The sequence below is a fragment of the Pararhodobacter aggregans genome, assembly GCF_003075525.1.
Classification (GTDB): Bacteria; Pseudomonadota; Alphaproteobacteria; order Rhodobacterales; family Rhodobacteraceae; genus Pararhodobacter; species Pararhodobacter aggregans.
On the sequence record NZ_QDDR01000005.1, the window covers coordinates 13,346 to 38,990 of the forward strand.

26 protein-coding genes are annotated in these 25,645 nt (G+C 67.5%); 13 read left to right on the forward strand and 13 right to left on the reverse strand.

Going from position 1 to position 25,645, the window contains the following annotated elements; translation table 11 throughout:
• Positions 1 to 8 precede the first annotated feature (8 nt).
• The 8 genes from crcB (at position 9) to DDE23_RS10635 (ending at position 7,599) form a co-directional block, all read left to right on the forward strand.
• A complete protein-coding gene (gene crcB / locus DDE23_RS10600; RefSeq protein WP_107753527.1) occupies positions 9 to 386 on the forward strand; it encodes a fluoride efflux transporter CrcB in 378 nt (125 codons plus the stop codon).
• Complete coding sequence (locus DDE23_RS10605; protein WP_107753529.1) at positions 383 to 1,417, forward strand: RluA family pseudouridine synthase; 1,035 nt, start codon at positions 383 to 385, stop codon at positions 1,415 to 1,417. Before crcB ends, DDE23_RS10605 begins: the two co-directional genes overlap by 4 nt.
• The gene (locus DDE23_RS10610) at positions 1,414 to 2,079 is read left to right on the forward strand and encodes an HAD-IA family hydrolase (protein ID WP_107753531.1); all 666 of its coding nucleotides are present in this window, start codon (positions 1,414 to 1,416) and stop codon (positions 2,077 to 2,079) included. The genes DDE23_RS10605 and DDE23_RS10610 overlap by 4 nt, the downstream gene beginning before the upstream one ends.
• The gene (locus tag DDE23_RS10615) at positions 2,076 to 2,786 is read left to right on the forward strand and encodes an ATP12 family chaperone protein (protein WP_107753533.1); all 711 of its coding nucleotides are present in this window, start codon (positions 2,076 to 2,078) and stop codon (positions 2,784 to 2,786) included. The genes DDE23_RS10610 and DDE23_RS10615 overlap by 4 nt, the downstream gene beginning before the upstream one ends.
• 270 nt (positions 2,787 to 3,056) lie before the next feature.
• Positions 3,057 to 4,073 (forward strand): amino acid ABC transporter substrate-binding protein, encoded by a 1,017-nt coding sequence (locus tag DDE23_RS10620; RefSeq protein WP_107753535.1) that lies wholly within the window; start codon positions 3,057 to 3,059, stop codon positions 4,071 to 4,073.
• A gap of 126 nt (positions 4,074 to 4,199) precedes the next feature.
• Complete coding sequence (locus tag DDE23_RS10625) at positions 4,200 to 5,456, forward strand: amino acid ABC transporter permease (protein WP_107753537.1); 1,257 nt, start codon at positions 4,200 to 4,202, stop codon at positions 5,454 to 5,456.
• 1 nt (position 5,457) lies between these two features.
• The gene (locus DDE23_RS10630; protein ID WP_107753539.1) at positions 5,458 to 6,798 is read left to right on the forward strand and encodes an amino acid ABC transporter permease; all 1,341 of its coding nucleotides are present in this window, start codon (positions 5,458 to 5,460) and stop codon (positions 6,796 to 6,798) included.
• A 12-nt stretch (positions 6,799 to 6,810) separates the two neighbouring features.
• A complete protein-coding gene (locus DDE23_RS10635; RefSeq protein WP_107753541.1) occupies positions 6,811 to 7,599 on the forward strand; it encodes an amino acid ABC transporter ATP-binding protein in 789 nt (262 codons plus the stop codon).
• Between the two features lie 181 nt (positions 7,600 to 7,780).
• On the opposite strand, the gene DDE23_RS10640 is transcribed toward DDE23_RS10635, so the two are convergent.
• From DDE23_RS10640 to ttcA, 8 genes are all read right to left on the reverse strand, one after another.
• A complete protein-coding gene (locus DDE23_RS10640; protein WP_107753543.1) occupies positions 7,781 to 8,287 on the reverse strand; it encodes a SixA phosphatase family protein in 507 nt (168 codons plus the stop codon).
• The gene (locus DDE23_RS10645) at positions 8,284 to 8,934 is read right to left on the reverse strand and encodes a 4Fe-4S dicluster domain-containing protein (protein WP_133239545.1); all 651 of its coding nucleotides are present in this window, start codon (positions 8,932 to 8,934) and stop codon (positions 8,284 to 8,286) included. Before DDE23_RS10645 ends, DDE23_RS10640 begins: the two co-directional genes overlap by 4 nt.
• Positions 8,918 to 9,817 (reverse strand): acetylglutamate kinase, encoded by a 900-nt coding sequence (gene argB / locus DDE23_RS10650; RefSeq protein ID WP_107753547.1) that lies wholly within the window; start codon positions 9,815 to 9,817, stop codon positions 8,918 to 8,920. Before argB ends, DDE23_RS10645 begins: the two co-directional genes overlap by 17 nt.
• Before the next feature lie 4 nt (positions 9,818 to 9,821).
• Positions 9,822 to 10,475, reverse strand: coding sequence for a ribosome biogenesis GTP-binding protein YihA/YsxC (gene yihA / locus DDE23_RS10655; protein WP_107753549.1), 654 nt, complete (start codon positions 10,473 to 10,475; stop codon positions 9,822 to 9,824).
• On the reverse strand, positions 10,472 to 11,233 hold the full coding sequence (locus DDE23_RS10660; RefSeq protein ID WP_238149959.1) for an MOSC domain-containing protein: 762 nt from the start codon (positions 11,231 to 11,233) through the stop codon (positions 10,472 to 10,474). The genes yihA and DDE23_RS10660 overlap by 4 nt, the downstream gene beginning before the upstream one ends.
• Positions 11,230 to 13,050, reverse strand: coding sequence for a membrane protein insertase YidC (gene yidC / locus DDE23_RS10665; RefSeq protein WP_107753551.1), 1,821 nt, complete (start codon positions 13,048 to 13,050; stop codon positions 11,230 to 11,232). The genes DDE23_RS10660 and yidC overlap by 4 nt, the downstream gene beginning before the upstream one ends.
• 280 nt (positions 13,051 to 13,330) lie before the next feature.
• Complete coding sequence (locus tag DDE23_RS10670; protein WP_133239546.1) at positions 13,331 to 14,881, reverse strand: GGDEF domain-containing phosphodiesterase; 1,551 nt, start codon at positions 14,879 to 14,881, stop codon at positions 13,331 to 13,333.
• A gap of 83 nt (positions 14,882 to 14,964) precedes the next feature.
• Positions 14,965 to 15,861, reverse strand: coding sequence for a tRNA 2-thiocytidine(32) synthetase TtcA (ttcA, locus tag DDE23_RS10675; protein ID WP_107753556.1), 897 nt, complete (start codon positions 15,859 to 15,861; stop codon positions 14,965 to 14,967).
• Positions 15,862 to 15,986: 125 nt separating this feature from the next.
• Between ttcA and DDE23_RS10680 the strand changes: the two genes are divergently transcribed.
• Positions 15,987 to 16,454, forward strand: a complete 468-nt coding sequence (locus DDE23_RS10680; RefSeq protein ID WP_107753558.1) for a hypothetical protein — start codon at positions 15,987 to 15,989, stop codon at positions 16,452 to 16,454.
• 3 nt (positions 16,455 to 16,457) lie between these two features.
• Here the strand turns inward: DDE23_RS10680 and yidD are convergent, their stop codons facing one another.
• On the reverse strand, positions 16,458 to 16,715 hold the full coding sequence (yidD, locus tag DDE23_RS10685; RefSeq protein WP_192883726.1) for a membrane protein insertion efficiency factor YidD: 258 nt from the start codon (positions 16,713 to 16,715) through the stop codon (positions 16,458 to 16,460).
• A gap of 110 nt (positions 16,716 to 16,825) precedes the next feature.
• The gene (locus tag DDE23_RS10690) at positions 16,826 to 17,317 is read right to left on the reverse strand and encodes a 2-thiouracil desulfurase family protein (protein ID WP_107753563.1); all 492 of its coding nucleotides are present in this window, start codon (positions 17,315 to 17,317) and stop codon (positions 16,826 to 16,828) included.
• A gap of 97 nt (positions 17,318 to 17,414) precedes the next feature.
• Between DDE23_RS10690 and DDE23_RS10695 the strand changes: the two genes are divergently transcribed.
• Together DDE23_RS10695 and DDE23_RS10700 are read left to right on the forward strand one after the other, a co-directional pair.
• Positions 17,415 to 18,152, forward strand: a complete 738-nt coding sequence (locus tag DDE23_RS10695) for an SDR family oxidoreductase (RefSeq protein ID WP_107753565.1) — start codon at positions 17,415 to 17,417, stop codon at positions 18,150 to 18,152.
• Between the two features lie 131 nt (positions 18,153 to 18,283).
• Positions 18,284 to 19,516, forward strand: coding sequence for an MFS transporter (locus tag DDE23_RS10700; RefSeq protein WP_107753567.1), 1,233 nt, complete (start codon positions 18,284 to 18,286; stop codon positions 19,514 to 19,516).
• A 146-nt stretch (positions 19,517 to 19,662) separates the two neighbouring features.
• Here DDE23_RS10700 and DDE23_RS10705 read toward each other — a convergent pair whose 3' ends face one another.
• Positions 19,663 to 21,336, reverse strand: coding sequence for an acyl-CoA dehydrogenase family protein (locus DDE23_RS10705; RefSeq protein ID WP_107753569.1), 1,674 nt, complete (start codon positions 21,334 to 21,336; stop codon positions 19,663 to 19,665).
• 175 nt (positions 21,337 to 21,511) lie between these two features.
• Between DDE23_RS10705 and DDE23_RS10710 the strand changes: the two genes are divergently transcribed.
• Positions 21,512 to 22,282: a sulfite exporter TauE/SafE family protein gene (locus DDE23_RS10710; protein ID WP_107753571.1), complete on the forward strand. Its 771-nt coding sequence runs from the start codon at positions 21,512 to 21,514 to the stop codon at positions 22,280 to 22,282.
• On the opposite strand, the gene DDE23_RS10715 is transcribed toward DDE23_RS10710, so the two are convergent.
• Both DDE23_RS10715 and DDE23_RS10720 read right to left on the reverse strand, forming a co-directional pair.
• On the reverse strand, positions 22,251 to 22,820 hold the full coding sequence (locus tag DDE23_RS10715) for a DUF3859 domain-containing protein (RefSeq protein ID WP_157958008.1): 570 nt from the start codon (positions 22,818 to 22,820) through the stop codon (positions 22,251 to 22,253). The two genes, DDE23_RS10710 and DDE23_RS10715, sit on opposite strands and share 32 nt — an antisense overlap.
• A 145-nt stretch (positions 22,821 to 22,965) precedes the next feature.
• Positions 22,966 to 24,561, reverse strand: coding sequence for a phosphoenolpyruvate carboxykinase (locus tag DDE23_RS10720; protein ID WP_107753575.1), 1,596 nt, complete (start codon positions 24,559 to 24,561; stop codon positions 22,966 to 22,968).
• Between the two features lie 355 nt (positions 24,562 to 24,916).
• On the opposite strand from DDE23_RS10720, the gene DDE23_RS10725 reads away from it, so the two are divergent.
• Positions 24,917 to 25,618: a response regulator transcription factor gene (locus tag DDE23_RS10725; RefSeq protein ID WP_107753577.1), complete on the forward strand. Its 702-nt coding sequence runs from the start codon at positions 24,917 to 24,919 to the stop codon at positions 25,616 to 25,618.
• The last annotated feature ends 27 nt before the right edge of the window (positions 25,619 to 25,645 follow it).

The window sequence follows — 25,645 nt, forward strand, 5'->3', positions numbered from 1 at the left end:
GCAGCGGCATGTTGTCCACGCTTCTCCAAGTCGCCCTCGGCGGCGCGATCGGCGCCTCGGGCCGCTACCTGACAGGGGTGGCGGCGATCCGGCTCATGGGGCCGGGTTTCCCCTGGGGCACGCTGGCCGTGAACGTGCTGGGCTCGTTCGTCATGGGGCTGGTCGTGGTCACGCTGGGCCATCTCAGCGCCAACCGTTTCGCGCCCCTGTTGATGACCGGCGTGCTGGGCGGGTTCACCACCTTTTCGGCCTTCTCCCTCGATACCCTGACGCTGTGGGAGCGGGGCCAGCAGGCGCTCGCCGTTACCTATGTCGCGGCCTCGGTCACGCTGTCGCTGCTGGCGATCGTGGCGGGCCTCTGGATTGCAAGGAGCATCACCGCATGAGCGGCGTACAGACCCTGACCGTCGGCACCGATGAAGGCGAGCAGCGGCTGGACCGCTGGCTGAAGCGCAAGTTTCCCCAGGTCACCCAGGGCATGGTCGAGAAGTTCTGCCGCAAGGGCGAGCTGCGCGTCGACGGCAAGCGGGTGAAATCGGGCGACCGGATCGAGGCGGGGCAGCAGGTGCGCATCCCGCCGCTGCCCGATGCCGCGCCGCCGCCCCCCGCGCGGGTCGAGGGGATCCCCGACGCCGATGCCGAGATGATCCGCGATTGCGTGCTGTGGAAGGACGAACATGTCATCGCCCTGAACAAGCCGCCGGGCCTGCCGTCGCAGGGGGGCTCGGGGCAGGGCAACCGGCATGTGGACGGCCTGACCGAGGCGCTGAAATTCGGCTACAAGGAGCGTCCGGTGCTGGTGCACCGGCTGGACAAGGACACCTCGGGCGTCCTGCTGCTGGCCCGGACGCCGCGCGTGGCCCGGCGTCTGTCCGAGGCCTTCCGCCACCGCAACACGCGCAAGATCTATTGGGCCATCGTCGCCGGCGTGCCGCAGCCCTTGATGGGCACGATCCGCTACGGGCTGGTGAAATCAGGCGGCCGGGATGCGGAGAAGATGCGCTGCGTCCACCCCAACGAGGTCGACAAGACCGAGGGCGCCAAGCGCGCCACCACCGATTACGCGGTGCTCGACCGGCTGGCCAGCCGCGCCGCCTGGGTGGCGCTGGTGCCGATCACCGGGCGCACCCACCAGTTGCGCGCGCATATGGCCGAGATGGGGCATCCGATCATCGGTGACGGCAAATACGGCGGTTCGGGGCAGGAGAATCTGGGCGACGGCTGGGGCGCGCAGCTGGGCGGCGACATCTCGCGCAAGCTGCATCTGCATGCCCGGCGCATCACCTTCGAGCACCCGGTCACCGGCAAGCCCGTGACCATCGAGGCGCCCTTGCCCGCCCATATGGCGAAAAGCTGGGCCACGATGGGCTGGAAGGAAACCGACGTCCCCGCCGACCCGTTCGAGGAGCAGGAATGACCTCTCGCCTGGTGATTTTCGATGTCGACGGCACGCTGGTCGACAGCCAGACCGATATCATCGACTCGATGACCGCCGCTTTCGCCGGGCAGGGGATGACGGTCCCCTCGCATGAGGCGATCAAGGGCATCGTCGGCCTGTCGCTGCCGGTCGCGGTGACCCATCTGGCACCGCGCGTGAGCGAGGCCCGGCGCGACGCGCTGGTTGCCGCCTACAAGTCGACCTATCAGGCGCTCAGGCTGCAAAACGGCGCCAAGGGCAGCCCGCTCTTCCCCGGCGCCCGCGCGGCGCTGGAGAGGCTGGCCGCCAACCCCGCCGTCACGCTCGCCATCGCCACCGGCAAGTCGCGGCGCGGGCTCGAGGCGCTGATGACCTCGCATGATCTGGCCGGGTTCTTCGCCAGCACGCAGGTCGCCGATGACCACCCGTCGAAGCCGCATCCGTCGATGATCCACGCCTGCCTGCGCGAAACCGGGATCGCGGCAGAAAACGCGGTGATCGTCGGCGATACCGAATTCGACATAGAGATGGGCCATGCCGCCGGGATCCGGGCCATCGGTGTGACCTGGGGCTATCATCCGCTGGCCCGGCTGCGGCGCGCCGACCTCAGGATCGACGCTTTCGACCAGCTGGAGGCGGCGCTGGGGGGGCTTTGGGCATGAGCGGCTGGGGACGCAAGGTCTTCTGGAAGACCGTCACCGTGACCGAGGCGCCCGAGGGCTTCGGCATCGCGCTGGACGGGCGGCCGATCAAGACCCCGGCCAAGGCGCCGCTGCTGCTGCCGACCCGGGCGCTGGCCGATCTGGTGGCCGCCGAATGGGCCGCGCAGGAGGGCGAGGTCCGCCCCGAGGCCATGCCCGCCACCCGCGCCGCCAATGCCGCGCTGGACAAGGTGAGCGCCCAGTTCGCCGAAGTGGCCGAGATCATCGCCGCCTACGGCGAGACGGATCTGCTGTGCTACCGCGCCGATAGCCCGGTCGAACTGGTCGAGCGGCAGGCGCTGGCCTGGGACCCGCTGCTGGCCTGGTCGGCCGAGCGCTTCGGGGTCCGCTGGGCCGTCACCTCGGGCGTCATGCCGACCCAGCAGGAGCCCGAGACGCTGGGCCGGCTGGCCGGGCATATCCTGCGGTTCACGCCTTTCGAGCTGACCGCCTTTCACGATCTGGTGGCCATGTCGGGTTCGCTGGTGGTCGGTCTGGCGGTGACCGAGGGAATCGCCCCGGTCGAAACCTTGTGGGACGTTTCGCGAATCGACGAGGACTGGCAGACCGAGCAATGGGGCCCCGACGACGAGGCCATCCGCTTGACGTTGCACCGCCGCACCGCCTTTCTCGACGCCGCCCGTTTTTTCGCCGCCTGTCGCTGTTAGCGCCCAACAGGTTTGCCGCGAAAATACGCAATCTCCACGGGTCCGGGCCGCCCGACTTGCCGCTTGCGTAAGCATCAGCGTCAGGAATGATTGACTTGACGGCCAATAATAATCGGCACAAATTCGCCTACGCAGCATCCTAAAGATGCGCCTCGTCGCCCCGGCCCCGTTGCCGTGGCGATGCCCAGCCGGATCTGAACCGGCAACCATTGGCTCCGCGAGGGGCTGGAAGATCGCCCGCAAGGGCGGTTGCAACAGGAAGAGGTAACTATGAAAAAATCGGTATTTTTGGGGACGCTCGCAACGGCGGCCTTGGTGGCTGGCTATGCGTCGGCGGCAACGCTCGACGACGTGAAGGCCCGTGGCTCGCTGAACTGCGGCGTGTCGACCGGCGTGAACGGCTTCTCGGCCCCCGACGCGAACGGCGTCTGGCAGGGCTTTGACGTCGCCGTCTGCCGCGCCGTCGCCGCTGCCGTGCTGGGCGACCCGATGGCCGTGAACTTCGTGCCGACCACCGGCCAGACCCGCTTTACCGCGCTGGCCTCGGGCGAGATCGACATCCTGGCCCGGAACACCACCTGGACCTTCTCGCGCGATACCGACCTCGGCTTCACCTTCATCGGCGTCAATTATTACGACGGCCAGGGCTTCATGGTGAACCGGGCGCTCGGCGTCTCGTCGGCCACCGAACTCGATGGCGCCACCGTCTGCATCCAGACCGGCACCACGACCGAGCTCAACCTCGCGGATTACTTCCGCATCAACAACATGACCTACGAGCCGGTCCCGATCGAGACCAACGCCGAGGCCCAGCAGCAGTACCTGGCCGGTGCCTGCGACGTCTACACCACCGACGCCTCGGGTCTGGCCGCGACCCGCGCCTCGTTCGAGACCCCCGGCGATCACGTGATCCTGCCGGAAATCATCTCGAAAGAGCCGCTGGGCCCGCTGGTGCGCCAGGGTGACGACCAATGGGCCGACATCGCCCGCTGGACCCTGAACGCGCTGGTCGCCGCCGAAGAGCTGGGCGTCACCTCGTCCAACCTCGAGCAGATGGCTGCCGGCACCAACAACCCCGAGATCAACCGTCTCTTGGGCGCCGAAGGCGACCTCGGCGCGATGATCGGCCTCGACGCGCAATGGGCGATGCGCGCCATTGCCGCCGGCGGCAACTATGGCGAGATCTTCGCCGCCACCATCGGCGAGGCCACTCCGATCGGCCTGGCCCGTGGTCTGAACGCCCAGTGGACCCAGGGTGGTCTGCTCTACGCACCGCCGTTCCGCTAACGGCCCCGGATCCGGCGCGCGACCCCGTCGCGCGCCGTTTTCCTATCCAGAACAAGCATAACCGTGTCGCCCGGCGCCAAAGGTGCGGGCAGCAAAAAAAACCACACGGATGCAGGGAGACATTTCATGGCAATGGACAGCGGCGCTCAGCAGCCCGCGTTTCGCCTGAGCATGTTGCTTTACGATTCGCGCTACCGGTCGATGACGATCCAGGTCTTCGCGCTTTTCGTGCTCATGCTCGGCGCCGCATGGCTGGTCTACAACACCAAGACCAACCTCGAGGCCCTGGGCAAGCCCTTCGGTTTCGACTTCCTCTTCAACACCGCGGGCTATGACATCGCGCAGCGACCGATCGAGTATTCCTCGCAATCGACGCATCTGCGCGCCACAGTCGTCGGCCTGCTGAACACGCTGATCCTGGCCGTCATGGCCTGTATCATGGCCACGGTGCTGGGCGTCGCGGCCGGGGTTCTCAGACTGTCCAAGAACTGGATCGTCGCCCGCCTGATGACGGTCTATATCGAGACCTTCCGCAACGTGCCGGTGCTGATCTGGATCATCGTCGTCTCGGCGGTGATGTCGGAATCGATGCCCGCGCCCTCGGCCTTCCGGGGCGAGAACGCGACCTCGAGCATGCTGCTCTTCGATTCGGTCGCCATCACCAACCGCGGCGTCTATGTGCCCGCGCCGCTCTTCTCGCTCGACCTGGGCGCCATGTTCGGCATGCCCAACCTCGGGACCGGGCTGAACTGGCTGGTCATCATCGCCGTGCTGATCGCCAGCTTCTGGCTGAACAAGCGGCTCCTGGCCCATGCCACGGCGGTGCAGAACGCCACCGGCGTCCGGCCCAAGACCTGGTGGAAATCGCTGCTGATCTTCCTGGCGCCGCTGGCGGTGCTGCTGGTGATCTTCGGCTTCCACGCCGAATATCCCGAACTCAGGGGCTTCAACTTCACCGGCGGCATCCAGATGCGCAACTCGCTGATCGCCATGTGGATCGGCCTGAGCATCTATACCGCCGCCTTCATCGCCGAGAACGTCCGCGCCGGCATCCTCGCCATCGCCAAGGGCCAGACCGAGGCCGCCTATGCGCTGGGCATGCAGCCGGGCAAGACCATGCGGCTGGTGATCCTGCCGCAGGCGATGCGCGTCATCGTCCCGCCGCTGATCTCGCAATACCTCAACATCACCAAGAACACCTCGCTGGGCCTGGCCGTGGGCTACATGGACCTGCGCTCGACGCTGGGGGGGATCACCATCAACCAGACCGGGCGCGAGCTGGAGGGGATGCTGCTGCTGATGCTGATCTATCTGGTCATCAGCCTGATCATCTCGACGGTGATGAACTACTACAACAACCGCATCAAGCTGAAGGAACGGTGACATGAGCGATACCCATGCGCAAACCGTCGCCTTCGTCCGCGACACGATGCTCCCGCCCGAGGCCCCGCCGACCACTCAGGCCGGTGCCGTCAAATGGATGCGCGAGAACCTGTTCTCGGGCTGGCTGAGCGCCATCCTGACCGTGCTGTCGCTGCTGGCCGTCATCGGCATCGTCTATGAACTGGCGCCCTGGCTGCTCAATTCCGTCTGGAACGCCAATTCGCTGACCGAATGCCGGGCCATCCTGGACGGCGCCTCCGGTGCCTGCTGGGCGGTGATCCGCGTCAACTGGCTGCAGCTGATGTTCGGCTTCTATCCGTCGGACCTTTATTGGCGGCCGATCCTGGCCTTCGTGCTGCTGATCGTGGCCGTGGCGCCGGTGCTGTTTCCCTCGGTGCCGCGCAAGCTGATGTGGTTCTCGGTCGTCTACCCGTTCATCGCCGTCTGGCTCCTGTGGGGCGGGTCGGTCTGGGGGCCGGTCATGGTGCTGCTGGGACTGGCGGTGCTGGGCCTCTTCATCATGCGCGCGGCCGAGCCCCTGGGCACCGTGCCGACCAGCGCCATGGCGGTGGTCCTGTTCCTGGCCCTGTTCTTCAACCCGCCGGGCTGGTTCAACCTCGATCTGGGCATCTTCCCGATCGTCCAGAACATCGCCGATCTGCTGGGCGGGATCATCCCGATCGAGCTGCGCCCGGTGCCGTCCCGTGAATTCGGCGGCTTCATGATCTCGATCGTGATCGGCGTCGCCGGCATCGCCCTGTCGCTGCCGCTGGGCATCCTCTTCGCCCTCGGCCGGCAGTCCAACATGCCGCTTATCAAGTGGATCTCGGTCACCTTCATCGAGTTCATCCGCGGCGTGCCGCTCATCACGCTGCTGTTCACGGCCTCGCTGCTTCTGAACTACTTCCTGCCGCCCGGGACCAACTTCGACCTGATCCTGCGCGTCATCATCATGGTCACCCTGTTCGCCACGGCCTATATGGCCGAGGTGATCCGGGGCGGCCTCGCGGCGCTGCCGCGCGGCCAGTACGAGGCGGCGGATGCGCTGGGCCTTGATTACTGGAAGGCGCAGCGCCTCATCATCATGCCGCAGGCCCTGAAGATCTCGATCCCGGGGATCGTGAACACCTTCATCGGCCTCTTCAAGGACACCACCCTGGTCGTGTTCATCGGCATTCTCGATCCGATCGGCCGGGCGAGCGCGATCCGCGCGACCTCGGACTGGCAGGGGATCTACTGGGAACTCTTCATCTTCATCGGTGCGGTGTTCTTCGTCTTCTGCTTCTCCATGTCGCGCTACTCGATGTACCTCGAGCGCCGCCTCAAGACCGACCATCGTTAAGGAGACAACGCCATGGAAACCATGGAAACTGCCGCCGTCAATCGCAGCCAGATGAAGGTCTCGGACGAGGTCGCCATCCAGATCACCAACATGAACAAGTGGTACGGCACCTTCCACGTGCTGCGCGACATCAACCTGACCGTGAACCGGGGCGAGCGGATCGTCATCGCCGGGCCCTCGGGCTCTGGCAAGTCGACGATGATCCGCTGCATCAACCGGCTGGAGGAACACCAGAAGGGCACGATCATCGTCGATGGCACGGAATTGTCGTCGGACCTCAAGAACATCGACAAGGTGCGCTCCGAGGTCGGGATGGTGTTCCAGCACTTCAACCTCTTCCCGCATCTGACCATCCTGGAGAATTGCACGCTGGCGCCGATCTGGGTCCGCAAGATCCCCAAGAAGGAAGCCGAAGAGACGGCGATGCACTTCCTGGAAAAGGTGAAGATCCCCGAGCAGGCCCATAAATACCCGGGCCAGCTGTCGGGCGGTCAGCAGCAGCGCGTGGCCATCGCCCGCTCGCTCTGCATGCGGCCGCGGATCATGCTGTTCGACGAGCCGACCTCGGCCCTTGACCCCGAGATGATCAAGGAGGTGCTGGACACCATGATCCAGCTCGCCGAAGAGGGGATGACCATGCTCTGCGTGACGCATGAGATGGGTTTCGCGCAGGCGGTGGCGAACCGGGTCATCTTCATGGATCAGGGCCAGATCGTGGAGCAGAACGAGCCCTACGAGTTCTTCAACAACCCGCAAAGCGAGCGGACCAAGCTGTTCCTGAGCCAGATCCTCGGGCATTGAGCCGTTCAGACCGGACAAAAGGAGGGGGGCTTTCAGCCCCCCTCTTTGCTGCGCAAATTCACCCCCCGAGCGTATTTCCGGCAGAATGAAAGCGCGGGGGACGCGTTAAGAAACCCTGAATCCCCCGGGGCCAAGACGTTGATTGTCTTGTCGCGGGGCGGCTGTCCCACGCGTGGGACAGTCAGGCGGCGATTTCCTTCGGTACGATGAAATCGCGGACCGAGCCCGAATGCCAGTCCAGGCCCTGCCAGCTCGGCGCCTCGAAGCTCACGACCAGGGTGGCGCCGGTCGGGTAGCGCTGGAACTCGGGGTTGAGGGGCGCCTGGGCCACGATCCGGCTGGCGAATTCGGCGATGCCGGGGTTGTGGCCGATCATCATCACCGTATCCGCCGAGGCGTGTTTCAGCACCGCCAGCATCACATCCGGCCCCGCGTGATAGAGCGCGGGTTTCAGGATCAGCTCGGGCGAGCCGGGCAGGGCGGGGGCGATGCCCGACCAAGTCTTGCGGGTCCTGAGCGCGTCCGAGCACAGGACCTCGCCCGGGACATAGCCGCGGGAGGCGAGCCATTCCCCCAGATCCGCCGCCGCGGCCTTGCCGCGCTCGTTCAGGGGGCGGTCGTGGTCCGACATCGTGGGGTCGTCCCAGCTCGATTTCGCGTGGCGGGTGAGGATCAGGCGCTTCATCATCGGTGGAACCGGCTCATGTGATAGGCGGATTGATCTGCCAGTCTTGCATGCGGGATGCCTGCCGGGCAAGCGCGGCGCGCGCGGCAGCCTTCGGTCAGGCAATCGCGGCCCCGGGGCGTGTCGAGATGGGCGTGGCAGGCCGCCGTGTCATAGGCCGTGGCCGAGAGCGCGCCGACCGGGCAGGCGGTCCGGCAGGGCTGGGCGGGGCAGGTTTCACAGGGGTTCCGGGCCGCTGGCAGGGCCAGGTCAAAGGGCAGCGCCAGCGCGCCCCGGAATGAGACCCAGAGCCCTTGGTCGGCATGGACCAGCATGCCGACCGGGCTTTGCCAGATGCGACCGGAGGCCTGCGCCCAGCGGAAGAAGGGGGGCCAGGGCGGGCCGTCCGAGGGAAAGAGGGCCGCGCCGCCGAATCGCTTGGCCAGCGCGCCCAGCACCCGCTTCGACCAGCGGTCCATCGGATCAGGAGCGCCGTCCTGCCATTCGGGGGCGGCCCTGATGCGGTCCCACCACAGATGGCCGCCCGCCGGGCCGATCAGGACCAGCGCGCGGGCGTCCGGGGGGCAGAAATCGGGGTCTGGGGCGGTGACGGCCAGCGCCACCAGCCCTTTTTCTGTCAGCGCCGAAAGCGCCTCAGACGCCCGTGCCACGGGGCGAGACGCGGGGCGGGGTGGCGCGGATCATCGAGCCCGCGCCGTGTTCGGTGAAAAGCTCCAAGAGGCAGGCATTGGCCACCCGCCCGTCCAGGATCACCACCGCGCGCACGCCCTGTTCGATGGCCAGAAGCGCCGTCTCGGTCTTGGGGATCATGCCGCCGGCGATGGTGCCGTCGGCGGTCATGGCGCGGATCTGGTCGGGGTGGATCTCGGTCAGGACATTGCCGTCCTTGTCCTTGACGCCCGACACATCGGTCAGCAGCAGCAGCCGGTCGGCCTGCAGGGCGCCGGCGATGGCGCCCGCGGCGGTGTCGCCGTTCACGTTGAACGTCTCCAGCGCGCTCATGCCGGTGGCGACCGGGGCCACGACCGGAATGATGCCCGCCTTGAAGAGGTCGCGCAGCACCTGCACGTTCATCTCCACGGGTTTGCCGACGAAGCCCAGTTCCGGGTCATCGGCCACGCAGACCATCAGGTCGTCGTCCTTGCCCGAGAGGCCCACGGCGCGGCCGCCCTCGTCCATGATCGCCTGCACGATCCGCTTGTTCACCAGACCCGTCAGCACCATCTCGACCACCTCGACCGTGGCCTTGTCGGTGACGCGCTTGCCGCGGACGAATTCCGACTTGATGCCCAGACGGTTGAGCAAATCGTTGATCATCGGCCCGCCACCATGAACGACGACGACATTGATGCCGACAAGGCGCATCAGCACCACGTCGCGGGCGAATTCGGCCATGGCCTCGTCATCGCCCATCGCATTGCCGCCGAACTTGACGACGACGACGGCCCCGGCGAAGCGCTGCAGATAGGGCAGGGCTTCCGACAGGGTGCGGGCGGTGGCTTTCCAGTCACGGTTCATGTTCTGCTGTCTCATGGGCTTACTGCATGGTGGCGAGGATCGCGCGGAGCGTTGGCACACCCTCGCCCTTTTCCGAGGAGGTGACAAGCAGCTCGGGATAGGCGGCGGGGTGTTTGGCCAGCGCCGTACGGACCTGGGCGAGGGTCCGCTCGCGCTCGGCCGCGCCGATCTTGTCGGCCTTGGTCAGCACCACCTGGAAGGTCACGGCGGATTTGTTCAGCAGATCGAGGATCTCCTCGTCCACCTTCTTGATGCCGTGGCGCATGTCGATCAGCACGAAGGCCCGGCGCAGGGTGGCGCGGCCCGAGAGGTAGCTTTTCAGGAGCGCCTGCCACTGGCGGACCACGGCGACCGGCGCCTCGGCAAAGCCATAGCCGGGAAGGTCGACCAGATAGAGCTGCCCGCCCACGTCGAAGAAATTGATCTCCTGCGTGCGGCCCGGCGTGTTCGAGGTGCGCGCCAGCGACTTGCGGCCGGTCAAGGCGTTGATAAGGCTCGATTTTCCGACATTCGAGCGCCCGGCGAAGCAGATCTCCAGCCGGTCGGCCGGGGGCAGGCCGGGCATCGCCACCACGCCTTTGACGAAGTCGACGGGCCCGGCAAAGAGCTTGCGGCCGGCCTCCAGATCCTCGGGCGTGGGATGGGCGGCTTCGGGGAAGGGAAGATTGGTCATGGGGTGATCTCCACGCGGTCGCCGGTCGCGACGGTGCCGCTGCTGAGGACCCGGGCGTAGACGCCGAAGTCCTGGTGTCCCCAGCCGGTTTGCAGCGCGGCGAGGGTGTCGCCCGCCGCCGCGCCGGTCTCGGGGTCAAAGGTGGTGGCGACGCAGCGGGTGATGGGTTCTTCGATCCTGAGGCGGGTCTCGCCGAGGGTGATCTCGCGGCCGATCAGCTCGACTTCGGCCCAGGGCGCCCAACCCTCGATCCAGAGATTGCCGCGGAAGCGGTGGATCGACAGGGCGCGGCCCATGCTTTGACCCAGCGCGCGCAGCGAGCCGAGCGAGAGGATCGCCACGAAGGGATCGGGCACGTCGGTCAGCGCGCCGCCGTCCTGGCGCTGGACCAGCGCGCGGGGGGCCGGACGGTTGGCGGGCCAGAGCGGGCGCAGCCACGCGACCAGCGCCGGGCCGTCGGCGGGCAGGGTTCCGGTGAAGGCAGGGCGGTCGGGATGGGTCAGGGTCAGGCTGCCGGTGGCCTCGTCGAACCGGGCGCGGATCGCCTGCAACCGGCCCTCGGCGGCGCCGCGCAGGAAATTCATCTTGGCCGCCCAGCCTTCGGGCGCCGCGGGGAATTTGGCGGCCTCGGTCGCCACGGCCCAGACCCGGTCAAAGGGCATCGGGCGGCCCTGGATCAGGGCCGCCCGGTCGAGTTCCTGGTATCCGGCGGATTTCACCGGATGCCGGACGATATGCGCCAGATGCGCTGTCTTCACTTTGCCTTGCCGGTCTTGGGGGCCTTGTCGGCATTCGCCGCCTTCGGCTTCTTGAACGACGACCTGATGTTGCCGAACAGATCCGGCCGCGAGCCATGCGCCGACATGATCAGGTATTGCTGGATGAAGGTGATGATGTTGTTGCCGATCCAGTACATCAGCAGCCCCGAGGCGAAGCCGCCCATCACGAACATGAAGATCCAGGGCATCCAGTTGAAGATGGTCTGCTGCATCGGATCGGCAGGCGCCGGGTTCAGACGCATCTGGAACCACATCGAGATGCCGAAGAGGAGCGGCAGCAGGCCCAGGAACACGGTCGCCATCAGCGAGCCGGTTTCCGGCGCCGCCCAGGGCAGCAGGCCGAAGACGTTGAAGATCGAGGTCGGATCGGGCGCCGAGAGGTCGTTGAACACCCAGAACCAGTCGGCATGCCGCAGTTCGATGGTGTTGAAGATCACCTTGTAGAGCGAGAAGAAGATCGGGATCTGCAACAGGATCGGCAGACAGCCGGCGGCCGGGTTGACCTTCTTGTCGCGGTAAAGCGCCATCATTTCCTGCTGAAGCTTCTGGCGGTCGTCGCCGGCGCGCTCTTTCAGCTTCTGCATCTCGGGCTGGAGTTCCTTCATCCGCGCCATCGAGACGTAGGATTTCCAGGCCAGCGGCAGCAGGATCGCCTTCAGCGTCAGGGTCAGCGCCAGGATGGCCCAGCCCATGTTGCCGATCACGCTGTGATAGAAGTTCAGCACGCGGAAGATGGGCCGCGTCAGGAAGAAGAACCAGCCCCAGTCGATGGCGTCGGTCAGGCGCTGGACGTTCTGGTTTTCCTCATAGCTTTCGAGGATGTCGAACACCTTGGCGCCGGTGAACAGCATGGACGAGGCGCTGGCGGTCTGGCCGGGCTCGACCGTGACGGTCGGCTGGCGCAGGCTCGCCTGATAGATGTCGCCGCCCGGGACGTATTGCGAGACGACCGTGGCGGGCTGGCCGGGGATGCCGACCAGCGTGGCCATGAAATACTTCGAGGTGAAGCCGATCCAGGCGTTCTCGGTCGCGGTGGTGGTCTGGGTCGGGATCCGCTCGCGCTCGGACACCGGATAATCGACCATGCCCGAGTAATCGCCTTCCAGAAGCGCGCCATCGGTCATCTGCACGAGGCCCTCATGCGAGATGAAATAGGATTGGAAGTCGGCGGGCACACCATGTTGCGCCAGGATCGAATAGGGATCCAGCGAGACGGCGGCGTCGGTGGTGTTCTCGACCGATTGATCGACCGTGAACATGTAATTGTCGTCGATATGGATCACGCGGGTGAAGATCAGGCCCGCGCCGTTGTCCCAGCGCAGCGTGACCGGCGTGTCGACGGTCAGCGTGCCGCCGCCCACCTGTTCCCAGGGGGTCGCGGGGCCGGGGACATTGGCGTAATCCAGCGCGCCGCGCGGGGTCCAGCCGAACAGGGCGTAGAACGGATGGCGGCTGCCGCCATTGGGGTTCAGCAGGTGGACGAGGTCGCTGTCGGGCTCGACCGTCTCGGTATAGTCGCGCAGCTGCATGTCGTCGAAGCGGCCGCCGGTCAGGGCGATCGAGCCGGTCAGGCGCGGCGTGTCGATGGCGATGCGGGCGGTTTCCTGAAGCGGCTCGGCCATCGTCGCATCGGTCGAGGCAGGGGCGCTTTCGCCGGGCGGCGGCGGGACCAGTTCGCTTTGCGAAATGGTGTCGCCGGGTTGCGGTTCCGGGGGCGGGAACAGCGCGAACCAGCCCATGATGACCGCGAGGCTCAGGGCGAAGGCGAGGATCAGGTTCTTGGTTTGATCGTCCATCGAGGGCGTTCCGGGCGCGATTTCTATGCAGCGCCGGTTCAACAGGCGTTGCCCCCAAAGGTCAAGCGGATTCCCCCGGATCGGTCGGCGGGTCGGGGGTTTTTGCCGTGCCCGGCGGGCGGCCGCGCGCGCTGTCGCGCCGGTGCGCGACGCCTGTGCCGCCGCGGGGCGGCGCTGCGCCCGGGTCCGGCGCGGTTGTCCGGCGCCGGGGGCAGGTCACGACCGGCGCTGCCGGGGGGCGGCGCCCGACGGGCGCTGCCCGGGCGGGTCCGGGGCGGTCTCAGGGTTTGTGCGGCCCGGCGGCCTGGCGCGCGTCCTCGGCGTTCTCGACCCAGGGCTCGCCCTGTTCCAGCGCCGCCAGATGCGCGCGCAGCCAGCCCGGCAGGTCGCTGGCGGGCATCGGGCGGGCGATGGCGAAGCCCTGCAGATGGCCGCAGCCCATTTGCGCCAGCTTGACCTGTTCCTCGGGGTGCTCGACCCCTTCGGCCAGCGTGCCGAGGTCCAGCTGCGCCGCCATCGACAGGATCGCCGCCACCATGCGCTGCTGGTCGGGATCGGCATGCATGTTGGTGACGAAGCTGCGGTCGATCTTGATCCGGCCGACGGCGAAGCGGCGGATATTGGCGATCGAGGCATGCCCGGTGCCGAAATCATCGAGGTCGATGCCGCAGCCCATGGCCGAGAGCCGGGCGATGGTGCGCACGGCGATGTCGTCCTCGCCCCGGGCGACGACGGTTTCCAGGATCTCGACCGTCAACCGTTCGGGCGCGAGGTCGTGGCGGTCCAGTTCCCAGCCGATCTCGTCGGCCAGGCGCGGGTTGCGCAATTCCTCGGCCGAGAGGTTGACCGAGACCTGGGGCACCTGCAGTCCCTGCGCGTCCAACTCCTTCAGCGCGGTCAGCGCCTCGCGCAGCATGCGTTCGGCCAGCCGGGGCGAGAGGCCCGCAGCCTCGATCTGCGGCAGGAATTCACCGGGCGAGATCAGCCCGTTCTGGGGGTGTTGCCAGCGTGCCAGCGCCTCAAGCCCGCTGACGGCGCCGGTGCTGGCCTCGATCTGCGGCTGGAAATAGGCGCGGATCTCGCCATTCTCCAGCGCGCGGCGCAGGCTGGCGACCCGGTCGCCGGTCATGGTCGAGGGGAAATCCACGACGGAATAGGAATTGAGCGCGCCGGGGCCCGAGCGGAGGGCGCGTTCGGCCGCGGCCTCGGCCGCCTGCAACATGTCGAGGCCGTTCAGCATGGCGGCGCGGGGCGAGAGGCAAAAGCCGATCGAGACGCTGGGCCAGAGGGTCACGCCGTTGATCGGCAGGGGCGCCGAAAGCCGCGACTGGATGCGCTGCGCCACGGCCAGGATGCCGCCCAGGTCCAGCCCGCGCTGGGCCTGCAGCGCCACGCCGAAACCGTCCGTCTCCAGCGCGCAGAACAGGTCCTGATCGCGCAGCGACAGCGCCAGCCGTTCGGCCAGCGTGTCGCGCAGCGCGGCAAAGGAGGTGGCGCCAAGCTGCCGTGCCAGCCGCGGCGCATCGTCAAGGCGCACTGCCAGCGCGGCGGCGGCGCCCTGGGCGGTGCCCAGCCCCTGCGCGTTCAGCAGATCCAGCACGCCCTTGCGGTCCCGCATCAGGGCATGGCCCCGGGGTTCCGACCGGGCGCCCAGGGCCAGCGCGTCGCGCAGCGCCGACCACAGAAGCGCCGCCTGCACCGCGACCAAGGCGCCCAACGCCCAGGACGGCAGGCCGGCGGCGAGTGTGGCCAGCGTCAGCGCGGGAATCAGGGCCAGGGTCCAGAAGCGCCGCTGTCTGGCGATTGCCATCGCCCGCCGTGCCCAAGTCATCGTCAATGCCTCTATCCGTCGTTCTTGCAGGGCGCCCGCAGCCCCCGGTACAAGCAGCCTTGGTTAAGGTAGTGAGCGAAGCCTTAACGCAGACGAGGAATTTCATTCGAATTTTCAGCATCTGCCGCCGAGGCGCCCGGCGCCTCGGGCCAGAGGCCGATGAAGTCGAAAAGCCTGGGGTCGACCAGATGCGAGGGCCGCACGTTCATCAGCGCCTTGAACATGACGTTCCGCCGCCCGGGCGTCCGCTTCTCCCATTCGTCCAGCAAGGCCTTGACCTGCATGCGCTGAAGCCCGTCCTGCGAGCCGCAGAGGTCGCAGGGGATGACCGGGTAATCCATCGCCCGGGCGAATTTCTCGCAATCGGCCTCGGCCACGAAGGCCAGCGGCCGCAGCACGGTCAGGTCGCCGTCCTCGTTCACCAGCTTCGGCGGCATGGTCGCCAGCCGCCCGCCGTGAAAGAGATTCATGAAGAACGTCTCCAGCATGTCGTCGCGGTGATGGCCCAGCACGACCGAGGTGCAGCCCTCCTCGCGCGCGATGCGGTAGAGGTTGCCGCGCCGCAGCCGCGAACAGAGCGAGCAATAGGTGCGCCCCTGCGGCACCTTGTCGACGACGATGGAATAGGTGTCCTGATACTCGATCCGGTGCGGCACGCCCATTCTGGTCAGGAATTCCGGCAGCACCGTCGCCGGAAATCCCGGCTGACCCTGGTCGAGGTTGCAGGCCAGCAGCTCCACCGGCAGGAGGCCGCGCCATTTCAACTCGTGCAGCACGGCCAGCAGCGTGTAGCTGTCCTTGCCGCCCGAGAGGCACACCAGCCATTTGTCGCCGGGGCGGATCATGCCGAAAGCCTCGGTCGCCTCGCGCACCTGCTGCACGAGCCGCTTGCGCAGCTTGCGGAATTCGGTGGATTTCGGCGCCCCGTGGAACAGCGGGTGGATGTCGTCGCCGGGAAGATCGTCGCTGTCGTCGAGCATGGGCCGGGCCCTCCTGAAGCCCTGCCATAGGGGGTTTCGCCGGGCGGCGTCAAGCTGAGGGCCGGGGGCGATTGACAGGGGGGCGGGCTTGCGTATGTTAATCACATTCACATAAGGGGACGGAAATGGCCTATGCTCTGGGATATGTGCTGCACCTCTGCGCCGGGGTGATCTGGGCGGGGGGCGTGGCCTATACCGCGCTGGTCCTCTATCCCGCGCTGGCCCGCGCCCCGGCCGGGCAGGCGGCGGCGATGCTGGCGGGCATGGCGCGGCGGTCGGCGGCGCTGATGGGGGCGGCCGGGGTGCTGGTGTTGCTGTCGGGACCGTGGCGGGCGTGGCTGGGCGGCGGGGTACAGGGCTGGGGCGACCTGACCACGCCCTACGGGCTGATCGTCATCGCCGCCTTTGTGCTGGTTTTCGTCATCCAGGGGGCGGACGGAAGCTTTCGCAGCCGCTTGCGGCGGCTGATGGCGGATCCCGCGGCCTATGCGCAACGCGCGCCCGCGCTGGCACGGACCAACGCCTGGATCGCCGGGTCGGGGCTGGCTGCGGTGCTGATCCTGATGGCGCTTCTGGGCACCGGCACCTACTGACCCTCAGGGGCGGTGGTCGCGGTCCCAGTCCGGGTCGGCGCCGGGCACCGGGTCATAGCCCTGCCCGCCCCAGGGATGGCACGAGGCGATCCGCCTGGCCGTCAGCCACGAGCCCTTGACCGCCCCGTGCAGCGCCAGGGCCTCGAGCGCATAGGCCGAGCAGGTCGGCTGATAGCGGCAGCCATGACCGACCCAGGGGCTGAGCAGCAACCGATAGGCGCGGACCGGCAGCGACACCGCCCAGGCGGCGGGCGAGGTCAGGGGACGGGGGCGCGGCGGGGGCGGACGAGGGCACACGGAGCTGACCTTTCGGCTTTGGCCTGATGTGGGACGCGCCGCGCGCGGGCGCAAGTCCCCTGCGGCACCCCGCCCTAGGGTGCCGCCCGCAGCGCTGCCGCCAGCTCGGTGATCCGCGAGGGGGCGAAGACACGGATGCCGTGGCGTTCCAGCATCTCGGCGGCGAGACCGCGGCCGGGGCGGCGGGTGCCGTCATGCTCGCCGGTATGGACGAAGAGGCTGCCGCAGGACGGGCTGCCGTCGGTCAGCAGCGCGAAGGCGCAATCATGGGCGCGGGCCGCCTGCAACGCCAGTTCGGCGGCGCGGACGAAGGGGGCGGTCACATCCTCGCCGCCGTCGGTCAGGACCTGGCCCTGCCCGGACAGCACCTGCAGCGCGGTCACGCCCGGCGCGATCTCGGCCGGAGCGCGCGGCACGGGCAGGCCCGCCGCCATCTCGGGGCAGAGCGGCACGATCCGCCCCTCGCGCCGCCAGAGGTCCAGAAGCGGACCGGCCAGGGTCTTGGCCCGGCCATCGTAGCGAACCGGGGCGCCCAGCAGGCAGGAACTGACAAGAATGCGTTTCATGCCGCCAGCTTAGCGTGGTCGCGGGCGGCGTAAAGCCCGGGCTTTCGCGGGGCGCGCGGGCGGGCTAGCCTTGCAGCAGGCAAGGGAGGATCGGCGCATGACCAGCATGCTCATCACGGGCGCCTCGCGGGGGATCGGCCGGGCCACGGCGCTGATGGCCGCGGCGCGCGGCTGGGACGTGGCGGTGACCTACCGGCAGGACGCCGGGGCCGCGGCCGAGGTGGTGCGCGGGGTCGAGGCGCAGGGCCGCCGGGCGGTGGCGCTGGCGGGCGACGTGAGCGACCCCGCGGCGGTGGCGCGCGTTTTCGACGGGGCCGAGGCGGCGCTGGGCAGGCTGGACGCGGTGGTCATCAACGCCGGGATCGTCGCGCCCTCGATGCCGCTGGCCGAGACGACGCCCGAGCGGCTGCGCGCGGTGGTGGAGACCAACGTTCTGGGCGCCCTGTTCAGCGCGCGCGAGGCGGCGCGGCGTCTGCCCCGACCTGAAGGGGACGCCGCCATCGTGCTGCTGTCGTCGATCGCGGCGCGGCTGGGCTCGGCCGGGGAATACGTGGATTACGCGGCCTCGAAAGCGGCGGTGGACACGCTGGCCATCGGGCTGGCCCGGGAACTGGCGCCGGGGCGGGTCAGGGTCAACGCGGTCCGGCCGGGGCTGATCGACACCGAGATCCACGCCTCGGGCGGGAGGCCGACGCGGGCCTTCGATCTGGCGCCTCTGGTCCCGATGGGGCGCCCGGGCCGGGCCGAGGAAGTGGCCGAGATGATCCTCTGGCTGTGCAGCCCGGCGGCCTCGTATGTCACCGGCGCGGTGATGGAGGTTACGGGAGGGCGCTGAGGCGCCGGGGCCGGGCAGGGCCCCGGCGCGATCATTCTTTCACCTGAGAAGAAATCCGACACAACGCCGTCGCCTTTGGAAGCGACAGCGGCGGCGGCTTGGGGTCCGGTCGGGGGCGAGAGAGGTCCCCGATGTTCGAACGTTCCATCCCCGAGTGGCTGCGCCACCCGCCCGAGGCCGCCGCCCGCAAGCCCGGTGCCAAGGCCTTCGCCACGCTCTCGGGCATCGAGGCGATGATCCGCGGCACGCTGCTGTCGGTCTTCCCGCTGGCCATGTATCAGGCGCTGGGCGATGCGGGCGCGGTCAGCCGGGTCTATTTCGTGATCGGCCTCGCCTCGCTGACGCTGGGGCTGCTGCTGCCCTGGGTCAACCGGGCGGTGCCGCGGCGCTGGCTCTATACCTTCGGCGCGATGATGTATCTGGTCGGCGGCACGCTGGGGGCAATGGGCGGCATGATGATCGTCGCGGCCCTGGCTGCCTGCACCCTGGCCACGGTCACCTGCTTCATCTGCCTGAACGCCTATGTCCTTGACTATGTAGCGAAAAACGACCTCGGAAAGACCGAGACCCTGCGTATGTTCTATTCCGCCCTGAGCTGGAGCGCGGGGCCGGTCACCGGGGTCGCGCTGATGAAGCTCTGGGCGCCCCTGCCGTTCATCCTGGCGGCCTCGTTCGCCCTGGTGCAGATCGCGGTCTTCTGGTGGCTGCGGCTCGGCAACGGCAAGCTGATCCAGAAGGCCAAGGGCGCGGCCCCCAATCCGCTGGCCTTCCTCGGCCGGTTCTTCGCCCAGCCGCGGCTGATCGCCGGCTGGCTCTTCGCGGTGATCCGCTCCTGCGGCTGGTGGGGCTATATCGTCTATCTGCCGATCTATGCCATCGAACACGGGTTGTGGGAGGAATTGGGCGGCGTGCTGGTCTCGGTCACCAACGCTTTCCTGTTCATCACGCCGCTGATGCTGCGCTGGGTGCAGCGCCGGACGGTGCGGGTGGCGGTGCGGACCGGGTTCTTCTGCGCCTCCTTCGGGTTCCTGGTGGCAGCGGTGCTGCCGGTGGCGGAACTGGCGGTGGCCTCGCTGTTCCTCGCCTCGGCCTTCCTGGTGCTGCTGGACATCGCCGGGGGGCTGCCCTTCCTGATGGCGGTGAAACCCTCGGAGCGGACCGAGATGGCGGCGGTCTATTCCAGCTTCCGCGACGTGTCGGGGATCATGACCCCGGGCATCGGCGCGCTGATCCTGCTGGTGGCGCCGATCCAGGGCATCTTCGGCGCCGTGGGTCTGGCGCTGGGGGCGATGTTCGTGCTGTCGGGCCGCCTGCACCCGATGCTGGGCGTGACCCCTGCCGAACGGGGGCGGCGCGCGGTATGAGGGGGTGACCCCAAAAGGGCGGGGGGCTGCTCGCCCCCAGAGAGGCAAGGGCGGGGGGCTGCTCGCCCCCCGCGCCCCCTCGCCAAAGGGGGGCGTGCCCCCCTTTGGAAACCCCGTGGATACTTGGGGAACAAAGATGGGGTGGGTCAGTCCAGCAGGCGCCGGGCGATGACCTGGGCCTGGATCTCGCCCGCGCCTTCGAAGATGTTGAGGATCCGCGCGTCACACAGGATGCGGCTGATCTGGTATTCCAGCGCGAACCCGTTGCCGCCATGGATCTGCAGCGCGTTGTCGGCGGCGGCCCAGGCGACGCGGGCGCCCAGCAGTTTCGCCATCCCCGCCTCCAGATCGCAGCGCTTGTCGTGGTCCTTCTGCCAGGCGCTGAAATAGGTCAACTGGCGGGCGATCATGATCTCGACCGCCATCATCGCCAGCTTGTCGGCGACGCGGGGGAAGTTGATGAGGGCGCGGCCGAACTGCTTGCGGTCCTCGGCGTATTGCATGCCGACTTCCAGCGCGTTCTGCGCCACGCCGATGGCGCGGGCGGCGGTCTGGATGCGGGCCGATTCAAAGGTCTGCATCAGCTGCTTGAAGCCCTTGCCTTCCTCACCGCCCAGCAGGTTCTCGCCCTTCACCTTGAACCCGTCGAAGCCGAGCTCGTATTCCTTCATGCCGCGGTAGCCCAGCACCTCGATCTCGCCGCCGGTCATGCCGGGGGTCGGGAAGGGGTTGGCGTCATCGCCCGGGGTCTTTTCGGCCAGGAACATGCTGAGGCCGCGGTAATCGCTGGTGTTCGGGTCGGTCCGGGCGAGCAGGGTCATCACATGGGTGCGCGCGGCATGGGTGATCCAGGTCTTGTTGCCGGTCACCTCATAATCGCCGTCGGCGTTCTTCACCGCCCGGGTGCGCAGCGAGCCCAGATCCGAGCCGGTGTTCGGTTCGGTGAAGACCGCGGTCGGCAGGATCTCGGCCGAGGCGATCTTGGGCAGCCATTCCGATTTCTGCGCATCGGTGCCACCGGCGAGGATCAGCTCGGCGGCGATCTCGGACCGGGTGCCCAGCGAGCCCACGCCGATATAGCCGCGGCTCAACTCCTCGGACACCACGACCATCGAGGCTTTCGACAGACCGAACCCGCCCAGATTCTCGGGGATGGTCAGGCCGAAGACGCCCATCTCGGCCAGTTCCTCGATGATCGCCATCGGGATGAAGTCATCCTTCAGGTGCCATTCATGGGCGAAGGGCGCGACCTTCTCGTCCGAGAAGCGGCGGAACTGGTCGCGGATCATCTCCAGTTCCTCGTCCAGTCCCGTCGCGCCAAAGGTGGCGCGGCCGTGGTTCTCGCGCATCAGGGCGACCAGCCGGGCCCGGGCTTCGGGCGAATTGCCGGCCAGGATCGGGCTGTCGGCAAAGGGGGCAAGGTCGGCCGCGGTCAAGCCGATGTCCGAGGGGCGCAGGATCTCGCCCTGGTTCATCGGGATGCCGCCCAGGATCTGCGCCAGATATTCGCCGGTGCCGATCTGCAGGATCAGCGCCTCCATTTCGCCGAAGCTGCCCGAATGCGACAGGCGGTCGGCCCAGGCACCCATCTGCCGGATCGATTCCACATAGGTCGCGAGCCACGCCAGACCATGCGCCGCACGCTGGTGGCGGTCGATCAGCGCCGCCTGCACCTTGCCGCCGTCCGAGACCATCGCCCGCAGCTGCGTCGTGGCCGTGGCGAGCAGCGTGTCGAGCGGCGCCTGCAGCGCGGCGACGCGGGCCGAAAGATCGGCGAGCAGCGGGGCGGGGGCGGTCATGTCCTGGCCGTCATGGGGCATGAGGGACTCCTGTGGCGAACCTGTAGATGCTGGTGCAGCGATAGCCCCTTCGCAATTGCAGCGCAACATTAATTCGTCGGAGCATCGCCAATCGCATGAATATGTCGCGATAACTTTGGACGTGCGGTGGCTTTCCGCGCGCGATAGACAGGGGCCGAGTCAGGGAGATTGATATATGGATACCTTGGTTGCGGGTCTGCCGCTTTGGGCCTTCCTTCTGGCCGCGGCGGTGACGCTGGGCGCGGGTTTCGTCAAGGGCGCCATCGGCTTTGCCATGCCGCTGATCCTGATCGCGGTGCTGCCGTCCTTCATGCCCGCGCCGGTGGCTTTGGCCACGCTGATCCTGCCGGTGCTGGCCACCAACGCGCATCAGGCCCTGCGCCACGGCTGGGCCCCGGCCCTGGCGGCGGGCAGGACCTTCTGGCGGCTGATCGCGGCGACGGTGGCGGGGATCCTGATTACCGCGCCCTTCGTGCTGGTCCTGCCGCAACAGGTGATGTTCCTGCTGCTGGGCGCGGCGGTGCTGTTCTTCGCCGGTCTCCAGCTGAGCGGCTGGGCCCCCGACATTCCCCGCCGCTGGCGCCACCCGATCGAGGCGCTGACCGGCTTCGTCGGCGGGCTCTATGGCGGGATCTCGGGGGTCTGGGGGCCGCCGACCATCGTCTACCTGCTGGCCGCCAAGGTCGAGAAGACCGAGATGGTGCGCGTGATGTCGGTGCTTTTCGCCATCGGTGCGGTGGTGCTGACGGTCGCGCATATCCGCTCGGGCGTGCTGAACGCCGAGACGGCGAAGCTGTCCGCCGCCATGCTGGTGCCCGCGGGGATCGGCATGTGGCTGGGCTACAAGGCGCATGACAGCATGGACCCGGTGCGCTTCAAGCGCTGGACGCTGCTGCTCTTGGCGCTGAGCGCGCTCAACCTCTTGCGGAAGGGCTTCTTCGGCTGAGGGACAGCATCTGCGGCGCGCGGCACAGATGGGCCAGCGCCGGCAGGTCGGACGCCGGGCGCACCTGGAAGGCGACGGTGAACAGCACCTCGCCCGCCATCGACGCGGAGAAGGTCCATTCGCCCGGCACCATCTCTTCCGGCCGGTCGAACTGGAAGAAGAAGGAATCGCCGCCGTCGAGCGGCGCCTCGCTGTCCCAGCTTTCGACGCTCATGTTGCTGGGCGGGATCGGCGGATGGGTGACGGTATAGGTCACGGTCGCCGGGGCGCCGGCGGCCAGCGTGTAGCGCACGCCAAACCCCATGCCCAGGACCATCGGCGCCTGATCGCTTTCCGCCACCAGCACGATGGGTTCGGCCGGGACATGCACCCAGCCGTCCATGGTGCCGGGGGCGGGGCGGCGCCCGGCGGTCTCGGGCGCGCAGAACAGGCCGCCGACCAGAGTGACGACCGAGGGCGCCACCGGGCCGCGGACCTCGGCGGCAGCGGACGCGGCGGTCAGGCACAGGGCAGCGATGAGCAGAGGGAAGCGGGTCATGGCACAGCTGTAGCCCATGGCCCATGGCAAGTCACCGGCGCCGTGGCGCGGCGCGGGCGAGGAGGCGGTCAAAACCTCGGGAGCCTGCACCGATGACAAAGGCCCGGGCGGAACCCGGGCCTTGTCTGATCGCGGTGAGGGTGGCTCAGCCGATGGCGGCGGCCTTCACGTCCTCGTCGATATAGGGGACGTATTGCGCGAAGTTCTCGGAGAACATGTGCACCAGCTTCTTGGCCTGCGCGTCATAGGCGGCCGGGTCGGCCCAGGTCGTGCGCGGGTCCAGCAGCGAGGGATCGACGCCGGTGCAGGCCAGCGGAACCTCGAAGCCGAAGTTCGGGTCCTTGCGGAAGGCGGCTTTCTCAAGCGAGCCGCTCAGCGCGTCGGTCAGCAGCGTGCGGGTCGCCTTGATCGGCATCCGCTTGCCGGTGCCGAAGGCGCCGCCGGTCCAGCCGGTGTTGACCAGCCAGCATTGCGCGCCCGAGGCCGCGATCTTTTCCTGCAGCAGCTTGCCGTAGACTTCCGGCCGACGCGGCATGAAGGGGGCGCCGAAGCAGGTCGAGAAGGTCGGCACGGGCTCGACCACGCCGCGCTCGGTGCCCGGGGTCTTCGAGGTGAAGCCCGACAGGAAGTGGTACATCGCCTGCGCCGGGCTCAGCTTGGCGATGGGCGGCAAGACGCCGTAGGCGTCGCAGGTCAGCAGGATGACGTGGCGCGGCGTGCCGCCCAGGCCCGAGTCCGAGGCGTTCGAGATATACTCCAGCGGATAGGCGCAGCGCATGTTCTCGGTCAGGCTGCTGTCCTGGAAGTCGAGGTCCAGCGTTTCCGGATCGAACACCATGTTCTCGATCACTGTCGCGAACTTCTCGGTCGTGGCGTAGATCTCGGGCTCGGCCTCGGCCGAGAGGTTGATGGTCTTGGCGTAGCAGCCGCCTTCGAAGTTGAAGATCCCGTTTTCCGACCAGCCATGCTCGTCATCGCCGATCAGCGTGCGCGAGGGATCGGCCGAGAGCGTGGTCTTGCCGGTGCCCGAGAGGCCGAAGAACACCGCCGAATCGTCGGGGTTGCCGATGGCGTGGTTGGCCGAGCAATGCATCGCCATCACGCCCTTGCCGGGCAGGATGTAGTTGAGCAGCGTGAAGACCGATTTCTTGTTCTCGCCCGCGTATTCGGTGTTGGCGATCAGGATCACCCGCTTGTCGAAGTTCAGCGTGATGACGGTATCGGTGCGGCAGCCGTGACGCTCGGGGTCGGCCTTGAACGAGGGGCAGTTGATGATCGTCCATTCGGGGACGAAGGTTTCGAGCTCTTCGCGCGAGGGGCGGCGCAGCAGGTGGCGGATGAAGAGGCTGTGCCAGGCGAGTTCGGACACAACGCGTACATCGAGGCGATGTTCGGCATCCGCGCCGCCGAACAGATCCTGCACGAAGTAATCGCGGCCCTTCATATGGGCGAGCATGTCTTCATAGAGACGGTCGAAAGCCTCGGGCGCCATCGGCTTGTTGTTTTCCCACCAGATCGTGTCCTCGACCGAGGGCGTGCGAACGACGTGCTTGTCCTTGGGCGAGCGGCCGGTGAACTGACCCGTCGTCACCAGGAACGAGCCGCCCTTGCCCAGGGTGCCCTCGCCGCGTTTCAGGGCGGCTTCCACCAGCGCAGGCTCGATGAGGTTATAGGCGACCGAGCCCAGCCCGGTGATGCCCTGATCCTCGAGCCGCTGTTTGGGGTTGACGCGTCCAGTCATAGTGCTCGCTCCTTCGTCGGGCCGCCGTGTGGCCTCGAAATTGGAAAATCCGGATCAGCCCCCTGCCTCGGGCGGTCCGGTGAACGGTCTCCTCGACCGACACTTGGCCTATATCATGGCGATTTCGCGGAGGAACAGGACGCATTTCCGCCTTTAGCGCCAACATGCCGCTGTTATCGCAAACTGTCGCATGCGAAGGTGGAGCGGCGTTCCGATAAGCGAAATCTTCACCGTGACCGCGCTATTTTGGACTCAGTCCCCGGGGTCTTGTTGACTATTCGGTTGATTCTCGGTGGGGAAATCCACAGAATGAGGCCAAAAAAAGACCAAGTGAGCAGCTTACAAGGACAGGCACATGTCAAAGATCGCACTTGTCGATGACGACAGGAACATCCTGACGTCGGTCTCGATCTCGCTCGAGGCCGAAGGTTTCGAGGTCGAAACCTATAACGACGGACAATCGGCACTGGACGCTTTCAATCGAAAGCTGCCGGATATGGCGGTCCTCGACATCAAGATGCCGCGCATGGACGGCATGGAGCTGTTGCAGCGCCTGCGTCAGAAGACGCAGATGCCGGTCATCTTCCTCACCTCCAAGGACGATGAGATCGACGAGGTTCTGGGCCTGCGGATGGGGGCGGACGATTACGTCAAGAAGCCCTTCTCGCAGCGCCTGCTGATCGAACGGATCCGCTCGCTCCTGCGCCGCCAGCAGGCGGTCGAGACGAACGAGGTCGGCACGACCGAGGACACCAAGGTCATGGTTCGCGGCTCGCTCAGCATGGATCCGCTGCGCCACGCGGTGACCTGGAAGGGCCGCGAGGTCACGCTGACCGTGACCGAATTCCTGCTGCTGCAGGCGCTGGCCCAGCGTCCCGGCTTCGTCAAGTCGCGCGACCAGCTGATGGACGTGGCCTATGACGATCAGGTCTATGTCGACGACCGGACCATCGACAGCCACATCAAGCGCCTGCGCAAGAAGATGCGGACGGTTGACGACGAATTCTCGTCCATCGAGACCCTCTACGGCATCGGTTACAAGTATAACGAAGCCTGATACAAATGGCCCTGAGGGGGCGATCCC

What these genes read in the sequence shown, in the direction of transcription:
- yihA (WP_107753549.1), bottom strand. Translation starts at nt 10,475, where the DNA reads ATGACCAATCTTCCCTTCCCCGAAGCCGCCCATCCCACGCCCGAGGAT.
- DDE23_RS10700 (WP_107753567.1), top strand. Translation starts at nt 18,284, where the DNA reads ATGTTCGAACGTTCCATCCCCGAGTGGCTGCGCCACCCGCCCGAGGCC.
- DDE23_RS10695 (WP_107753565.1), top strand. Translation starts at nt 17,415, where the DNA reads ATGACCAGCATGCTCATCACGGGCGCCTCGCGGGGGATCGGCCGGGCC.
- DDE23_RS10710 (WP_107753571.1), top strand. Translation starts at nt 21,512, where the DNA reads ATGGATACCTTGGTTGCGGGTCTGCCGCTTTGGGCCTTCCTTCTGGCC.
- argB (WP_107753547.1), bottom strand. Translation starts at nt 9,817, where the DNA reads ATGAGACAGCAGAACATGAACCGTGACTGGAAAGCCACCGCCCGCACC.
- DDE23_RS10605 (WP_107753529.1), top strand. Translation starts at nt 383, where the DNA reads ATGAGCGGCGTACAGACCCTGACCGTCGGCACCGATGAAGGCGAGCAG.
- DDE23_RS10640 (WP_107753543.1), bottom strand. Translation starts at nt 8,287, where the DNA reads ATGATGAAGCGCCTGATCCTCACCCGCCACGCGAAATCGAGCTGGGAC.
- DDE23_RS10625 (WP_107753537.1), top strand. Translation starts at nt 4,200, where the DNA reads ATGGCAATGGACAGCGGCGCTCAGCAGCCCGCGTTTCGCCTGAGCATG.
- DDE23_RS10620 (WP_107753535.1), top strand. Translation starts at nt 3,057, where the DNA reads ATGAAAAAATCGGTATTTTTGGGGACGCTCGCAACGGCGGCCTTGGTG.
- DDE23_RS10670 (WP_133239546.1), bottom strand. Translation starts at nt 14,881, where the DNA reads ATGACTTGGGCACGGCGGGCGATGGCAATCGCCAGACAGCGGCGCTTC.
- crcB (WP_107753527.1), top strand. Translation starts at nt 9, where the DNA reads ATGTTGTCCACGCTTCTCCAAGTCGCCCTCGGCGGCGCGATCGGCGCC.
- DDE23_RS10615 (WP_107753533.1), top strand. Translation starts at nt 2,076, where the DNA reads ATGAGCGGCTGGGGACGCAAGGTCTTCTGGAAGACCGTCACCGTGACC.
- DDE23_RS10705 (WP_107753569.1), bottom strand. Translation starts at nt 21,336, where the DNA reads ATGCCCCATGACGGCCAGGACATGACCGCCCCCGCCCCGCTGCTCGCC.
- DDE23_RS10690 (WP_107753563.1), bottom strand. Translation starts at nt 17,317, where the DNA reads ATGAAACGCATTCTTGTCAGTTCCTGCCTGCTGGGCGCCCCGGTTCGC.
- ttcA (WP_107753556.1), bottom strand. Translation starts at nt 15,861, where the DNA reads ATGCTCGACGACAGCGACGATCTTCCCGGCGACGACATCCACCCGCTG.
- DDE23_RS10720 (WP_107753575.1), bottom strand. Translation starts at nt 24,561, where the DNA reads ATGACTGGACGCGTCAACCCCAAACAGCGGCTCGAGGATCAGGGCATC.
- DDE23_RS10715 (WP_157958008.1), bottom strand. Translation starts at nt 22,820, where the DNA reads ATGACCCGCTTCCCTCTGCTCATCGCTGCCCTGTGCCTGACCGCCGCG.
- DDE23_RS10635 (WP_107753541.1), top strand. Translation starts at nt 6,811, where the DNA reads ATGGAAACCATGGAAACTGCCGCCGTCAATCGCAGCCAGATGAAGGTC.
- DDE23_RS10680 (WP_107753558.1), top strand. Translation starts at nt 15,987, where the DNA reads ATGGCCTATGCTCTGGGATATGTGCTGCACCTCTGCGCCGGGGTGATC.
- DDE23_RS10610 (WP_107753531.1), top strand. Translation starts at nt 1,414, where the DNA reads ATGACCTCTCGCCTGGTGATTTTCGATGTCGACGGCACGCTGGTCGAC.
- DDE23_RS10630 (WP_107753539.1), top strand. Translation starts at nt 5,458, where the DNA reads ATGAGCGATACCCATGCGCAAACCGTCGCCTTCGTCCGCGACACGATG.
- yidC (WP_107753551.1), bottom strand. Translation starts at nt 13,050, where the DNA reads ATGGACGATCAAACCAAGAACCTGATCCTCGCCTTCGCCCTGAGCCTC.
- DDE23_RS10725 (WP_107753577.1), top strand. Translation starts at nt 24,917, where the DNA reads ATGTCAAAGATCGCACTTGTCGATGACGACAGGAACATCCTGACGTCG.